Source organism: Aquaspirillum sp. LM1 (assembly GCF_002002905.1).
In the GTDB taxonomy this organism is placed as follows: Bacteria; Pseudomonadota; Gammaproteobacteria; order Burkholderiales; family Aquaspirillaceae; genus Rivihabitans.
Genome location: NZ_CP019509.1, coordinates 1,924,634 through 1,938,389 on the forward strand (window position 1 = coordinate 1,924,634; position 13,756 = coordinate 1,938,389).

Annotated in this window: 16 protein-coding genes and 3 tRNA genes; 7 read left to right on the plus strand and 12 right to left on the minus strand. The window is 63.6% G+C overall.

Features of this window, described 5'->3' with window-relative positions; translation table 11 throughout:
- Positions 1-80: 80 nt before the first annotated feature.
- On the plus strand, positions 81-719 hold the full coding sequence (locus BXU06_RS08135; protein ID WP_077298518.1) for an Rpn family recombination-promoting nuclease/putative transposase: 639 nt from the start codon (positions 81-83) through the stop codon (positions 717-719).
- 165 nt (positions 720-884) lie between these two features.
- Here BXU06_RS08135 and BXU06_RS08140 read toward each other — a convergent pair whose 3' ends face one another.
- The 6 genes from BXU06_RS08140 to hpnC all read right to left on the minus strand — a co-directional run bounded on the left by BXU06_RS08140 (position 885) and on the right by hpnC (position 5,945).
- Positions 885-1,469 (minus strand): thermonuclease family protein, encoded by a 585-nt coding sequence (locus tag BXU06_RS08140; RefSeq protein WP_077298520.1) that lies wholly within the window; start codon positions 1,467-1,469, stop codon positions 885-887.
- 157 nt (positions 1,470-1,626) lie between these two features.
- Positions 1,627-2,130 carry a hypothetical protein gene (locus tag BXU06_RS08145; protein ID WP_150125152.1) on the minus strand — a complete coding sequence of 168 codons (504 nt, stop codon included), beginning with the start codon at positions 2,128-2,130 and terminating at the stop codon, positions 1,627-1,629.
- Positions 2,131-2,135: 5 nt separating this feature from the next.
- Positions 2,136-2,894, minus strand: a complete 759-nt coding sequence (locus tag BXU06_RS08150; RefSeq protein WP_077298524.1) for an SDR family oxidoreductase — start codon at positions 2,892-2,894, stop codon at positions 2,136-2,138.
- The gene (gene hpnE, locus BXU06_RS08155; RefSeq protein WP_077298526.1) at positions 2,894-4,192 is read right to left on the minus strand and encodes a hydroxysqualene dehydroxylase HpnE; all 1,299 of its coding nucleotides are present in this window, start codon (positions 4,190-4,192) and stop codon (positions 2,894-2,896) included. The genes BXU06_RS08150 and hpnE overlap by 1 nt, the downstream gene beginning before the upstream one ends.
- On the minus strand, positions 4,189-5,025 hold the full coding sequence (gene hpnD, locus BXU06_RS08160; RefSeq protein WP_077298528.1) for a presqualene diphosphate synthase HpnD: 837 nt from the start codon (positions 5,023-5,025) through the stop codon (positions 4,189-4,191). The genes hpnE and hpnD overlap by 4 nt, the downstream gene beginning before the upstream one ends.
- Positions 5,026-5,129: 104 nt before the next feature.
- On the minus strand, positions 5,130-5,945 hold the full coding sequence (gene hpnC / locus BXU06_RS08165; RefSeq protein WP_077298531.1) for a squalene synthase HpnC: 816 nt from the start codon (positions 5,943-5,945) through the stop codon (positions 5,130-5,132).
- 169 nt (positions 5,946-6,114) lie between these two features.
- Between hpnC and BXU06_RS08170 the strand changes: the two genes are divergently transcribed.
- The 6 genes from BXU06_RS08170 to ribD all read left to right on the plus strand — a co-directional run bounded on the left by BXU06_RS08170 (position 6,115) and on the right by ribD (position 8,815).
- A tRNA-Ala gene (locus BXU06_RS08170) sits at positions 6,115-6,190 on the plus strand.
- A gap of 56 nt (positions 6,191-6,246) precedes the next feature.
- Positions 6,247-6,322, plus strand: a tRNA-Glu gene (locus BXU06_RS08175).
- Positions 6,323-6,384: 62 nt separating this feature from the next.
- A tRNA-Ala gene (locus BXU06_RS08180) sits at positions 6,385-6,460 on the plus strand.
- A gap of 115 nt (positions 6,461-6,575) precedes the next feature.
- Positions 6,576-6,890 (plus strand): hypothetical protein, encoded by a 315-nt coding sequence (locus BXU06_RS08185; protein ID WP_077298533.1) that lies wholly within the window; start codon positions 6,576-6,578, stop codon positions 6,888-6,890.
- 348 nt (positions 6,891-7,238) lie between these two features.
- Positions 7,239-7,703: a transcriptional regulator NrdR gene (gene nrdR / locus BXU06_RS08190; RefSeq protein ID WP_077298535.1), complete on the plus strand. Its 465-nt coding sequence runs from the start codon at positions 7,239-7,241 to the stop codon at positions 7,701-7,703.
- A complete protein-coding gene (ribD, locus tag BXU06_RS08195; protein ID WP_077298537.1) occupies positions 7,700-8,815 on the plus strand; it encodes a bifunctional diaminohydroxyphosphoribosylaminopyrimidine deaminase/5-amino-6-(5-phosphoribosylamino)uracil reductase RibD in 1,116 nt (371 codons plus the stop codon). Before nrdR ends, ribD begins: the two co-directional genes overlap by 4 nt.
- Before the next feature lie 97 nt (positions 8,816-8,912).
- On the opposite strand, the gene BXU06_RS08200 is transcribed toward ribD, so the two are convergent.
- From BXU06_RS08200 to gmhB, 6 genes are all read right to left on the minus strand, one after another.
- Positions 8,913-9,119 carry a hypothetical protein gene (locus BXU06_RS08200; RefSeq protein WP_077298539.1) on the minus strand — a complete coding sequence of 69 codons (207 nt, stop codon included), beginning with the start codon at positions 9,117-9,119 and terminating at the stop codon, positions 8,913-8,915.
- A gap of 278 nt (positions 9,120-9,397) precedes the next feature.
- Entirely contained in the window at positions 9,398-10,813 is a 1,416-nt protein-coding gene (locus tag BXU06_RS08205; RefSeq protein ID WP_150125153.1) for a sodium:proton antiporter, read from the minus strand.
- A 260-nt stretch (positions 10,814-11,073) separates the two neighbouring features.
- On the minus strand, positions 11,074-11,463 hold the full coding sequence (gene gloA / locus BXU06_RS08210) for a lactoylglutathione lyase (protein WP_077298543.1): 390 nt from the start codon (positions 11,461-11,463) through the stop codon (positions 11,074-11,076).
- A gap of 194 nt (positions 11,464-11,657) precedes the next feature.
- Positions 11,658-12,368, minus strand: coding sequence for a M48 family metallopeptidase (locus tag BXU06_RS08215; RefSeq protein WP_077298545.1), 711 nt, complete (start codon positions 12,366-12,368; stop codon positions 11,658-11,660).
- A gap of 9 nt (positions 12,369-12,377) precedes the next feature.
- Positions 12,378-13,103: a 1-acyl-sn-glycerol-3-phosphate acyltransferase gene (locus BXU06_RS08220; protein ID WP_077298547.1), complete on the minus strand. Its 726-nt coding sequence runs from the start codon at positions 13,101-13,103 to the stop codon at positions 12,378-12,380.
- A gap of 37 nt (positions 13,104-13,140) precedes the next feature.
- On the minus strand, positions 13,141-13,686 hold the full coding sequence (gene gmhB / locus BXU06_RS08225; RefSeq protein WP_077298549.1) for a D-glycero-beta-D-manno-heptose 1,7-bisphosphate 7-phosphatase: 546 nt from the start codon (positions 13,684-13,686) through the stop codon (positions 13,141-13,143).
- Positions 13,687-13,756: the final 70 nt, after the last annotated feature.

The following is a 13,756-nucleotide window of genomic DNA, read 5'->3' on the forward strand; positions in this document are numbered from 1 at the left end:
GCCCAAGGCAAGCGCCTCAACCCGCTACCACCCTGACGTAGCATCTTGAGCCCACCCATCCGTCACGCGACACTTGGGCGATGGCACACCTTCACGACAGCGGTTATAAACACCTGTTTTCCCGCGCCGAACTGGTGCAGGAACTGCTGGAAGCCTTTGCCCCGCCGGGCGTCTCAGCGCTGCTCGACTACACCACCCTGCGGCTGGAAAACGGCAACTACGTCACTCCGGCGATGAAGCCGCGCGCGGATGATCTTGTCTGGTCTGTGGAGTTGCAGGGACGGCGGATTTACTTGTATCTGCTGCTGGAATTCCAATCCACCCCGGACGACACCATGCCGGCGCGCATGCTGCAATATGTGGCTGCGCTGTACGATCATCTGCTGCGCAGCAAGGCAGTCAATACCACCGAAGGGCTGCCGCCGGTGCTGCCCATCGTGCTGTACAACGGCGACGCCCGCTGGCGGCAAAGCAGCGAACGCTACGATCTGATCCGCGTCCATCCGCAGGTGCTCAAAGCCTTTCAGCCCCGGCTGAAATTCTGGCTGCTGGACGAAGGGGCATTCCCCGCTGCCGAGCTGGAAGACATGCAGCGCGTGGTGGCGGCCATCTTTTGTTTTGAACACACGCCAGACAGCGCAGCGGCCAAACGCGCCATTCGCAACCTGGCTGATGCCGTCGCTCACTCCCCATCAAGCAGCGCATCGACCGGGTGGTGACGCGCTGGACGACGTATTTGGCGACACACGGCATTGAGTGTACGTTTTCCTGGGTTGCCGCAGCGATGCCAATCGCTGCGCCGATCCCATGACCACAAACTGCTCAGGGCGTGGCAGTTTGTGGGCCGTTAAGCATCGCGTTCATGGAACTCCCTGATGCGGGGCCTAATTGCCTGCGGTTTCGCGTTTGGACTGGCGATAGTCCCACGGTGCCGTGGGACTGGCATCCTGCCACAGGCCAAGATGGTTTTGCCGGGCCGTGTGTTCAGCCTGCTGGTAGGCCTGGAAATCACTGGCGGACTGGTTTTTCTTGGCGTACTGGGCGTAGTGCCAGGCGTAGCCGTCTTCTACCTGGGCCAGGTTGACATCGACATTGTCCACCCACACCCGCCCCACATTGCGGCCATAGCGGTCTTTTTCGATCACCTCTACCTTAACCTCACGGCCAAACAGGCGCGCCGACAGCGCCACTTTGGCCGCCTGACCATGCGGCTGGGCCTTTTCCGGGGCATCGATAAAGGCAAAACGGACTTTTTCCGGGCTATTGCCCAGCGCCAGCACGGTAATGGTGTCGCCATCCGCCACCCCCACTACCCGGCCTTCAATCAGGCCATGGCCGCCAACGGTGCCAGTAAAGAACAGCCCGGCCACCGCGCTGACCAGCACCAGCAGGGCCATCAGCTTGGTTTTCAGGCTGCCATTGCCAAACAGGGAAAACACGGCTCGAATTTCACGTTGAGAAATGCGCATGGGGATTTTCAGTCAAGAACATCGGACAACTGCGCAGTCTAGCAGCCCACAGGGGGATCAGGGAATGTCCAACCGCACTGCCAGCGCGTGAAACACCAGCAGCCAGCCCGACATAAGGTGGGGCTGGCTGCTGTGGGCCTGACCGTTCAGGGCCGGCTTACTGCTTGCTGCCGGGGGCGGGCGGTGGCGACAGGGACGGGTCGTTGATGATCGACAACACCCGGCCCAGCTCGCCTTCCTGAGCCTGGGAAATGCTAGCCGGCTTGCTGGAGCGCAGATTGCGCAGCACGGCTTCCACTTCCGGATCCGGTTTGCCGGCGTCCGGGTCGACTTCGGCAAAGCGCTCTGCCCTGGCCTTGGAGGCGCTGTCCTTATCCTTGCCGTTGGTTTTTTGTTCAGCCAGCGGTTTCGGGTCAGGCGGCGGCGTCATGGTGGTCAGGTTGTTCTTGGTCATGTACTCGTTCATGCCACGCCAGCCAGCGTACACCTGGGCCCGGTCGGCCTCAGGGTGGCGGTTGAAGCACTCTTCCAGCGAGCGCCCGGTTTGCCGGCAACCGGCACCGATGGCTTCGTTGGCTTCGCGGTTCAGACCGCTGACATTGCCGACCCAGTTGCAGCCGCCAAGCAAAATGGCACACGTCAAGGGCAGTAAGACTCGCATACGGTTTACCTTTGCGGGTTAAGTTCGATGATCTGGCCACTCTGGCCCTGGCTTTGCGGCCCCAGCCAGTACAGAAAGGCCGGCATCAGGCTGTCGGCGGGCGGCAGCGCGGTTTTGGCTTCGCCGGGGTGGGTGCGCACGCGTTGCGGCGATTGCACCGGGCCAGGAATCAGCAGATTGATGCGCAGATTGGGCTGATTGTCCCATTCGCTGGCCGCCATGCGCACCCAGTGCGGCAGGCCGGCGTGCGACACGGCAAAGCCGCCCCAGAACGGGCCGGGGTGCAGGCCATGGGTTTCGCCCACGGCCAGCACCGAGGCATCAGCCGACGCCTTGAGCAGCGGCAGGCAGGCGCGGGTGAGCGCAGCCGGGGCAACGGTATTGATTCGGAACTGGTTCATCCATTCGTCGATGCCCTGGTTTTCCAGCGGCGACAGCGCATAAAAGTGCGAGGCACAATGCACAATCCCGTCCAGCTGGCCCAGTTCCTGATGAATCTTCACCGCCACGGCGTTGAAATCATCGTCGCTGGCGGTCAGCAGGTCCAGCGGGATGGCCGCTGGCTCCGGGCCGCCTGCAGCCAGGATGTCATCGTACACCGCTTCCAGGCGCTTGATATTGCGCGCCAGCAGCACCACGGTGGCACCGTGGGCGGCGGCGGCCAGCGCCACGGCACGGCCCAGGCCCTGCGAAGCGCCGGTCACCAGAATGGTCCGCCCGGCCAGCAGGTCGGACGGCAGCGGAGTGTCTTGTGTTGCGTGCATCAGCAATTCAGTACTTTCTCAAGAATATGCGCCGCGTGTGCGCCACTGCGCACCGCGCCTTCCAGCGTGGCCGGATACGGCCCCGCCACATGATCGCCCGCCAGCACCAGGCGTGGCCAGGGGCTGCGGGGGTGAATCCGTTGCATGCCGGCATCGCAACTGAAGGTGGCGCGCCGCTCGGCAACCACCCGGCCTTCGGCCTGGGCGCGCAAATCGGGAAAACGCCGGTTCAGCATGGCGGCAGTGTGCTGCAGCAAGGTGTCGGGGCTCAGTGCCTGATGCGGGCCGGGCCCGCTGATCACCACCGCCAGCCAGCCAGCCTGCCCAACACAACGCTGCCGGTCGAATACCCATTGCCCCCACGGCTCGCCAGCCAGCCCCAGCCACGCCTGCGGCAGCGCGGCTGGCCGTTGCGCGCGCAAATACACCGTGTATATCGGCTGATAGCCCAGTTTATTGACCGGGGCCAGCCAGTCTTGTGCGGCAGCGGGCAGCAGCGCGGCCAGGTGCTGTGGCGCGGTGGCCAGCACCACGGCGTCAAAGCGCTCGGCATCCACCGTCACCCCGTCGGCATCGGGCAGCAGGGATTTTACCCTGTTCGCCAAACGGGTGGCATGTCCTTGTGCGCGCAGCCAGTGCAGCGCCGGTTCGGGAAACAGCGCCGACAGGTCCACTTTGGGCATCAGCATCTCGCTGTGCGCCGCCGGGCCGGCCACGCCATCGCGCAGCACCGTGGCCAGCACCTGCATCGACGCTTGCGCCAGCGGGGTATTCAGCGCCGCCAGCACCAGCGGCTCCCAAAAGCAACGCACCAGCCGCGCCGACTGGCGCTGTTCAGCCAACCAGTCGGCCACGGTCTGCGTGGCGGGCACAGTAAAGCCTTGGCGGCGCAAGTGCAAGAGGGCGCGCAGCCAGGCCCAGCGTTCTGCCCAGCTCAGTCCGCGCAAGCCCAGCCAGCCGGCCAGTTGGTTAAGCGGCGCGGGCAGACGCGGCAGCGTCAGGCAAAACTCGTCGGCCATTTCCAGCCGCTGCGGCACGCGCCACAGCAGGGTGTCCGGGTTGGCCCCCACCTGGCGCATCAGTTGCAGGCAGTGCTGATAAGCGCCCAGCAGCAAATGCTGGCCATTGTCGAACACGCCTTCACTGGCCGGGGCCGCCAGCCGTCGGGCGCGACCGCCCGCCACCCTGCCAGCCTCGAACACCGTGAGATCTGCCCAGTCCGCCAGGGTGACGGCAGCCGCCAGCCCGGCCCAGCCCGCGCCAACCACCGCCACCCGTGGCCGCGTTGGCCGGCTCATCCAAACACCGAGGTTTTCCAGGCCAGCCACAGTTTGCGGATGGGGGTCAGCGACAACCGCTGATTCAGCACCTTTTCGGCACCATCGCGGCGGATTTCTTCCAGCGTGGCGCGGTAAATCGCTGCCATCATCAGGCCGGGGCGTTGTGGCTTGCGGTCTACTGCCGGCAGCAGTGCCAGCGCCTGCGTGTAAAACTGTTCGGCGCGTTCGATCTGAAACAGCATCAGCGCCTGAAACGCCGGGGTTTCCCGGTAGTTGAGAATATCCTCCGCCGGCACATTGAAGCGCTGCAAGTCTTCTACCGGCAGATAAATCCGCCCGCGCCGGGCGTCTTCACCTACATCGCGGATGATGTTGGTCAGCTGAAAGGCAATCCCCAGATCATGCGCGTATTTCAGCGTCTGCCGGTCCTGGTAGCCAAAAATCTGCGCGCACAGCTGGCCCACCACGCCGGCTACCCGGTAACAGTACAGCTGCAAGTCGCGGAAGCTGGCGTAGCGCGCCTGGTCGAGGTCCATTTCCATGCCGTCGATGATTTCCAGCAACTGGCCTTGCGGCAAATCCAGCGCACGCACATGCGGCAGCAAGGCCTGGCCCACCGGGTGTTCGGGTGCGCCGGCGTACAGCCGCGCCACTTCGCTGCGCCACCAGGCCAGCTTGACCCGCGCCACCCGTTCGTCCTGGCATTCGTCCACCACATCGTCCACTTCACGGCAAAAGGCGTACAGCGCCGTCACCGCGCGGCGGCGGTCTTCCGGCAAGAAGCGAAAGCTGTAGTAGAAGCTGGAACCGCTTTTGGCGGCCTTGTCTTCACAATATTGGTCGGGCGTCACCGTGGGGCTTCCTCGGATAAAGAATCAGTCTGCAGCCTGCCTGACAGACACGTCACGGCAAGCTGATGTATTTGGCATGTTCTGGCGCAGCATGGCGCAATGGGTCAGCGGCCCAACAGCGCGCGATAGCCCATATACAGCCAGTCGCGGGCGGTCAGCACCGGGCGCTGCTGAAAGACATCGCCGCCGCTGCGATGCAGCTTGCGCAAAATGGTTTCCCCGCCCAGCACAATCAGCCGCAATTCCAGGCCAAAGCGCCCCGGCAGGCGTTTGCCCAGCGGCGCGCCCGCCGCCAGCATGCTGCGCGCCCGGCCAATCTGCTGCTGCATCATCACCGACCACAGCCCGCTGGTGTCGCCAGCGGCAATCTGCGCTTCGCTGACCCGGTATTTGGCCAGCGCGTCCTGCGGCAGGTACACCCGGCCTTTTTGCCAGTCCAGGGCGATATCCTGCAAGAAATTGGTCAGTTGCAGCGCAGTGCAAATGCCGTCGGACATAGCCAGGCTGCGCGGGTCGTGCTCATCAAACAAGTGCAGCATCAGCCGGCCCACCGGGTTGGCCGACAGCCGGCAATAGCTGACCAGCTCGGCAAATGTGGCGTAGCGGGTGGTGGTCACGTCCTGGCTGAAGGCGCTGAGCAGATCGTAAAATGGGGCCAGCGGCAGCTGGTGGCGGGTAATCGCCTGGGCCAGCGGCGCAAACACCGGGTCGCCCGCACAGTGTTCTCCCTGGGCAATGGCATCCAGCCGGGCACGGTAGCCCGCCAGCGCCGCCAGCCGCTGGGCCGGGCTGGCGTCACCTTCATCGGCCAGGTCGTCGGCGCTGCGGGCAAAGCGGTAAATAGCGTGTACCGCTGGCCGTAACCGTGCCGGCAGCAAAACCGAGCCTACCGGGAAATTTTCATAGTGACCGACCGACATGGGCCATCCTTGCTGGAACGAGACAGTCAAATTATACCCCGAGCGCCATTTTTAAAAATTTTTACAAAAAAGCCTTTACAGCTGAAAAGAGCTCCTGCATAATGCGCCCCACATTGAACGACAGCACTGCTACCAGCCAGCAGCGCAATTCGGTTGTTCTCTGTTCTGTGGGGGTATAGCTCAGCTGGGAGAGCGCTTGCATGGCATGCAAGAGGTCAGCGGTTCGATCCCGCTTACCTCCACCATTCAGTTTCGATCAAAAGCGCCGCTGCTTGCGGCGTTTTTAGTCAACCAGGCCGTAGTCCCCATCGTCTAGAGGCCTAGGACACCGCCCTTTCACGGCGATAACCGGGGTTCGAATCCCCGTGGGGACGCCAGTATTCTGGTGTTGTTTCATCAGCACCCCGTTTCCCTAGCCCGGAAACGCGCACCCGACAGTGGGGGTATAGCTCAGCTGGGAGAGCGCTTGCATGGCATGCAAGAGGTCAGCGGTTCGATCCCGCTTACCTCCACCACTTCAAAGCAACGCAGCAAACGCCGCTCTATGCGGCGTTTGCTGTTTTTGCGCTGCAAAATCGTGACAAAACTGTTATAACACGCGCCGTCCCCGTCACTTTTGAGCGCCCCGCCATGCCCACCCCCGACATCTCCGACTACACCGCGCTGTTTACCCGCTACGGCAATTTGTCCGACATCTACATGGGTCCGGACGACGAACGTTTTCGCCTGCTGTTCGAGCAGGTCTGTCATCTGCTCAGTCAGCCATCCAGCTTTAACCAGCACCTGCCCGATGGCTTTGTGCGCACCGCCAAAAACTACCTGGCCGGCGACCCGCGCACCGTCACCCATATGCGCAACCCGGAAAACCGCCATTTCATGCTCAGCGACCTGTTCGACTACGTGGAACTCAAGCGCCGCATCGACAGCCGCCGCCACCCGCACTGAGGCGGCGCTGATTGATTCAGAAAAATCGTGTTTGCCAAAAGCAACATCCAGCCACATCAACACCCTGGATTCCCGCCTTCGCGGGAATGACGATTTTTTCAGCGTTTCCCTAAGAGATGCGCAGAGGGCTGATTGATGCCGGGCCAGCGTGTTGGCAGAAAGCCAAGCCCAGCAAAATCAAAAACCTGCATTCCAGTCTTTGCGGGAGTGACCATTTTTTTCCGCATTTTCCCAGTGGCCAGCTGGCGGGTTTTGCCGGCTGGCCCACCGATTACACCGCCGCTGTCATGGCGGCCAGCGGGGCGTTTCGGATAAGATACGCCCCATCAATTCAGTGGAACCCGCCTCATGAAATGCCCATTTTGCGGCCACGCTGACACCCAGGTGATCGATTCCCGCGTCAGCGAGGACGGTGCCAGCATCCGCCGCCGCCGCCGTTGCCTGCACTGCGAAAAGCGCTTCACCACCTTTGAAACCGCCGAAGTGCGCATGCCCCAGGTGGTCAAGCAGAACGGCCACCGCGCCGAATACGACGCCAGCAAGGTTCACACCAGCTTTATGCGCGCCCTGCACAAGCGCCCGGTGTCCACCACGCTGGTGGACGCCGCCATCGAGCGGATTGGCCACAAGCTGCTGGCGCTGGGCGAGCGGGAAATCAGCTCGCGCGAAATCGGCGAAATGGTGATGAACGAACTGGCCAAGCTAGACAAGGTGGCTTATGTGCGCTTTGCCTCGGTGTACCGCAGCTTCCAGGACGTGTCGGAGTTTTCCGACGCCATTCGCGAAATTTCCCATTCCCCCCATCAGCCATGACCGCATTCAGCACCGAAGACCACCAGTGGATGAGCCAGGCGCTGCGCCTGGCCGCGCAAGGCCTGCGCACCACCTCCCCTAACCCGCGCGTCGGCTGCCTGCTGGTGCGTGACGGCCAGCTGGTTGGCAGCGGCTGGCATCAGCGCGCGGGCGAACCACACGCCGAAGTGTACGCGCTGGCCGCCGCTGGCGAGCGCGCCGCCGGTGCCACCGCCTACGTCACCCTGGAGCCGTGCAGCCACCATGGCCGCACCCCGCCATGCGCCGATGCGCTGATTGCCGCCGGGGTCAGGCGGGTGGTGGCGGCGATGACCGACCCCAATCCACTGGTGGCCGGACGCGGCCTGCAACGACTGGCCGATGCCGGCATTCAGGCCGAACACGGCCTATTGGCCAGCGAAGCCGCCGAACTGAACAAGGGTTTCATCCTGCGCATGGTGGCAGGTCGGCCCTGGGTGACGGTCAAGCTGGGAGCCAGCCTGGACGGCAAAACCGCGCTCAGCGATGGGCGCAGCCAGTGGATTACCGGCCCGGCCGCCCGCGCCGATGTACAGGCGCTGCGTGCGCGCAGCTGTGCCATCCTGACCGGCTCTGGCACGGTGGCCGCCGATAACCCACGGCTGACCGTGCGCGATTTTGCCGTGGAGCGCCAGCCGCTGCGGGTGGTGGTGGAAGGGGTGATGTGTGCCGATTCTGCCGACCGGGAAATTTTCAGCGATGGCGGGGCCACCCTGCTGGCTTGCGCGCTGCCTCACCCGGCGCATCAGGCGCGGCTGCAGGCACAAGGCGTGCGGGTACAGGTGCTGCCCGCCACCAATAACCCGGCCAAGGTAGACCTGGCCGCGCTCTTGCAGCAACTGGGCAGTGAAGGCATCAATGAAGTGCTGGTGGAAGCCGGCATGAGCCTGAATGGCGCGCTGCTGCACGCCGGGCTGGTGGATGAGCTGGTACTCTACCTGGCCCCGGTGACCCTGGGCCACGACAGCCGCGGCCTGTTCAGTATGCCACCCCTGCCCGGCCTGGAGCAGGCACAGCGCTGGCGCTGGCATGACATCAGCCGGGTGGGCGACGATATCCGCCTGACCCTGCGCCGCCCGCAGGCCCCGGCCTGATGCAGTCAAGCGGCCCTGGCCAGACGTGTGGGCGCGGCAGCGCAAGAAGTCCGGCAAGGCACCTCTCCCCACCGCCAGGCCGCTATGGTGAGTGCTTTTAGCGTCCTGCGTCGGTGCGTGCGCCAGGCATTGGCCGCAGACGACCGCCAACAATCTGTACCCTGACCCCGCGCCGCCACGGCGGCGGGCTGGCAAAGGCAAACTGCTGCACGCTGCCACCATCCAGCTGGACATGCACCGTCCAGCTGCGATTGCGCCAGCGCTCGGCAGCCAGTTCCTGCTCGATCCTCTCACCAGCCAGCATGCCTGCTGCACCGCCGTACACCGCGCCGGGTGGGCCGGATTGCTGAGCCCCCAATGCGCGCCGGCCTGGGCTCCAGCGTGCTTGCCAGCACCGCTTGGGCGCTCGGCCACCGGGGCCTCCACCCACACCACCACGCCCTGACGCGGCTGGGTGTGGACATTCCAGTTGCCTGCCCACGCCGGCAGCGCCAGCAAAATCAGGCCAAGCAGTCGCCAAGGTGACATCGGGGGCTCCTTGCGCAGTGCCAGCGCCAGCCTGTGGCCAGCGCGCGGCGCGGTTTAACGGAAAAACACCAGGGTGAGCAGCACAAACAGCGGGAACAGAAACACCCAAGCCCACCCCATATAGCCAAAAAACCCTGGCATTGGCACGCCGCGCTGTTCGGCAATGGCCTTGATCATGAAATTGGGCGCATTGCCAATATAGCTGTTTGCTCCCATGAACACCGCCCCGGCAGAAATGGCCAGCAGGGTGGCGCTGTACTCGGTCATCATCTGCGTGGCATCGCCGCTGGCCAGGTTGAAGAACACCAGGTAGGTCGGTGCATTGTCCAGGAAGCTGGACAGCGAACCGGTCAGCCAGAAATACATCGGGTTGATCGGGCTGCCGTCAGCGCTGGACACCAGCGCCACCAGCGCGGCCAGATCGCCTTGCGGGCCGGCGCGCAAAATGGCAATCGCCGGGGCCATGGTGATGAAGATGGCGGCAAACAGCTTGCCCACTTCGGCAATTGGCCCCCAATTGAATTCATTGGCGTCGCGCAGGGTGGTGGGCGTCAGCGCCAGCGAGGCCCCCGCCAGCGTCAGCAAAATGCCGTCGCGCAGCAGATTCTGAATGCCTACCTTGACCCCGAGCACATTCAGGTCCAGCCCTGGCTGCCACATGCCGGACATCAGCACGGCGCCCACCACGCCGGCCAGCAGGGCAAAATTGAACACGCCCTGAATACCCAGACGCGCGTTGTCCGGGGTGGGGTCGCGCGGCAGCACACCTTCCTTACGGTAGTAATGGCTGTCGAGCAGATAAAACACCACCAGCAGAATCAGGCAGGCCGTCAGCACCGGCAGCAGCATATTGCTGAACGTCCAGGCAAAGCTGACGCCTTTCAAAAAACCCAGAAACAACGGCGGGTCACCAATCGGGGTGAGGCCGCCGCCGATATTGCCCACCAGGAAAATAAAAAACACCACCACATGCACATTATGGCGGCGGTTGTCGTTGGCACGCAGCAGCGGGCGAATCAGCAGCATGGCGGCGCCGGTGGTGCCCATCAGGCTGGCGCAGGCCGCGCCCAGCGCCAGCAGGCCAGTGTTCAGCACGGGTGAGCCGTGCAGGTTGCCGGTAATCAGAATGCCGCCAGAAATGGTGTACAAGGCAAACAGCAGCACAATAAATGGCAGGTATTCGTCCACCATGGCGTGTACCACCACCCCACCCGCCGTGGCCGGATCCAGCCACAGCGCGCAGGGCAGCAAAAACGCCAGCGCCCAGCCCAGCGAGATTTTGCCAAAATGATGGTGCCAGACTTCCGGAGCCACGATCGGAAACAGCGCAATCGACAGCAATAGCCCGGCAAAAGGCAGCGCCCACAGCAGGGAAAGCTGGCTGCCATCCAGGCCAGCCGCGTGCGCCAGGCCAGGGCTGAGCGCGCCGGCCAGCAGGGTCAGTCGGAACAACGTGCGTGCAACAGACATGCAAACTCCTCTTAAAGGCAGGCCAGAGGGCGCACCGGCCATCCGGCAAGAATGAAAGCCACATCGACGCGGCGCAGTGTCCGTCAGAGTCGTTACGGTCGCAGACAGTACAAAGAAGTACGGCAAGGCTGCGAACAACGCCAGGAGGGTTTTGTGAGTGGCTCTTAAGGAAACGCTGAAAAAATCGTCATTCCCGCGAAGGCGGGAATCCAGGGTGTTGATTTTGGCAAAACGATTTTTCTGAATAAATCAGCGCGTCCTTAATGGCTGCCGCGCTGGATGAACTCGATCTTGTAGCCATCCGGGTCTTCGACAAAGGCAATGATGGTACTGCCATGCTTCATCGGGCCGGCTTCGCGGGTCACCTTGCCACCCAGCGCGCGCACCTGGTCACAGGCAGCGGCGGCATCGGCCACTTCCACGGCAATATGGCCGTAGCCATTACCCAGTTCATAGCGGGCGGTGTCCCAGTTATGGGTGAGCTCAATCACCGTGTGGTCGGCCTCGTCGCCGTAACCAACAAACGCCAGGGTGAAACGGCCTTCTGGGTAGTCGGTGCGGCGCAGCAGGCGCATACCCAGCACTTCGGTGTAAAAACGCAGCGAGGCATCCAGATCGCCAACGCGCAACATGGTGTGCAATAAACGCATGAAATCATCTCCAGCAAGCTTGGGGCCGGCACAGTCTGACTCACGCCAGCGCAGGCGTCGAGTCGGGGCAAGCCCGTCGCGGGGGTGGGGGAAAGGGCGGGCAGGCCAGCGCAGGCGTCATGATCTGACCGGGGCGGTCAGCCTGATCTTGACAAGGCTGGATCAGGCAAGCAAATTGACCTGAAAAGGCCAGTTCACCACTGTGGCGCGTATTGTCCGTGCTGTTTCAGCCAGGCGCGCTGGGCGGCCCAATCCGGGTATAAACGGCTTACTTCGACCCAGAACGCCGCCGAATGGTTCATTTCCAGGCAATGCGCCAGCTCGTGGGCAATGACATAGTCAATCACCGTCAGCGGGGCAAATAGTAGCCGCCAGGACAGGCGGATCACCCTGGCCTGGGTGCAACTGCCCCAGCGCCCCTTGGCCGATGACAGTTTCAGCGTGCTGGGGGCAAGCTGCCAGCGCGGGGCAAACAGGGCCAGTCGTTCGGCAAACAGCCGTTCGGCCATGCTGCGGTAGCGCTGTTCCAGCAGCTGTCTGGCGTGCGCATCGTCGCGCGCGCCGCATACCCGCACCCGATCGGGCTCCAGCACCACGCTGGGCCGGTCGGCTTGTTCACGCGAGACCGGCAAGGGCTTGCCCAGCAGCCAGACCTGCTCCAGCGCGGCCTGCGCCTGGCTGGGGGCGTGCGCGGCCAGCCGGTCGAGGTGTCGCCACAGCCAGTCGTGGCGGGTGGCCAGAATGGCCAGGATTTGCACCTGGCTCATTGCCAGGGGCGCGCGCACTTCTACCCCGTTCGGGCTGACCTGCAGCCCCAGGCTTTTGCGGTTGCTGCGCACCAGGATAAATGGCAGCGGGCCGCGCGCGGTGTTGAGCTGGCTGTGGGTGACGGTGGGGGTAGCCATGCGGTCAGGTCAGGCAGGCGAAGGCGTGCCGTTGCCAGGCAACTGAGCCTGCTGGGCGCTGATCCACTGTTCCACGGCCTGGGTCAGGCTTTCGGCGGTGTGGCCGGCGGGCAGGATGGCCGGGCCGATGATGACGTCAATCGTACCGGGGTACTTCAAAAATGCATTGCGCGGCCACAGCGTGCCGGAATTCAGCGCCACCGGCACGGTGGGCGCATCCAGCGACAGTGCCAGCCGGGCACCGCCCTGCTTGAACTTGCCCAGCTGACCGGGTGGCATGCGGGTGCCTTCCGGAAAAATCACAATCCAGAAGCCATCCTTCATCCGGTCTTTGCCCAGGGCCACCAGCTGCTGGGCGGCCTGGCGGCTTTTGCGGTCGATCATGATCGCGCTGACCGCGGCCAGCCCCCAGCCAAAAAACGGCACCCACATCAGTTCTTTTTTGGCCACCCACACCTGACGCGGAAAAATCAGCTGCAGCGCCATGGTTTCCCAGCCAGACTGATGCTGGCAGGCAATGATCGACGGCGTACTGGGAATATGCTCGGCCCCGCGCACCCGAAACCCCAGCCCGCAGGTCAGCCGCAGCCAGGCCAGCATCAGGTGGGTCCAGGTGGTGACCACCCGATGCCGAAACACTCGGGGAAACGGCAGCATGGCAATCGCCAGCAGCGAATACGGCGGGGTGAGCAGCAAAAAGCCCACCCAGTACAGCAGATTACGCAACAGCAACATAAAGGGTTTGTCTCGAGTCACAACGTTCAGGAACAGTTTAATCGTCGCCCTGGCCAATCAGGTACTCGGCGGCAATAAACAAATCATCAAACACCTGGGTGCGCGGCGGCAGGTCGCCTTTGGCCAGGGTAGCGTCGCCCTTGCCGGTGCGCACCAGGATAGGCTGGCCGCCCACTGCCGCCACGGCCTGCAGGTCGCGCAGGCTGTCGCCAATCAGCGGCAGGCTTTCCGGGCGCACGCCAAAGCGTTCGGCAATGTCCAGCACCATGCCCGGCAGCGGCTTGCGACAGGCGCACTGGCTGTCTGGCTTGTGCGGACAGAAAAACACCGCGTCAATCCGCCCGCCGGCCTTGTGTGCCAGGCGGTGCATCTTTTCATGCATGGCATTGAGCGCATGCATGTCAAACAAGCCCCGACCCAGGCCGGACTGATTGGTGGCCACCACCACATGCCAGCCGGCTTGCGACAGCAGGGCGATGGCTTCCAGGCTGCGTGGCAGGGCCACCCATTCCAGGCTGTTCTTGACGAAGTCGTCGCGGTCCTGGTTGATGACGCCGTCGCGGTCGAGGATGACGAGTTTCATGTAGGCAATCCAAGTCAGAAAGCGCCGGCCCGGCTGTGGCCCGGCTGCACTTCATTGTGTCAGCGCTGCC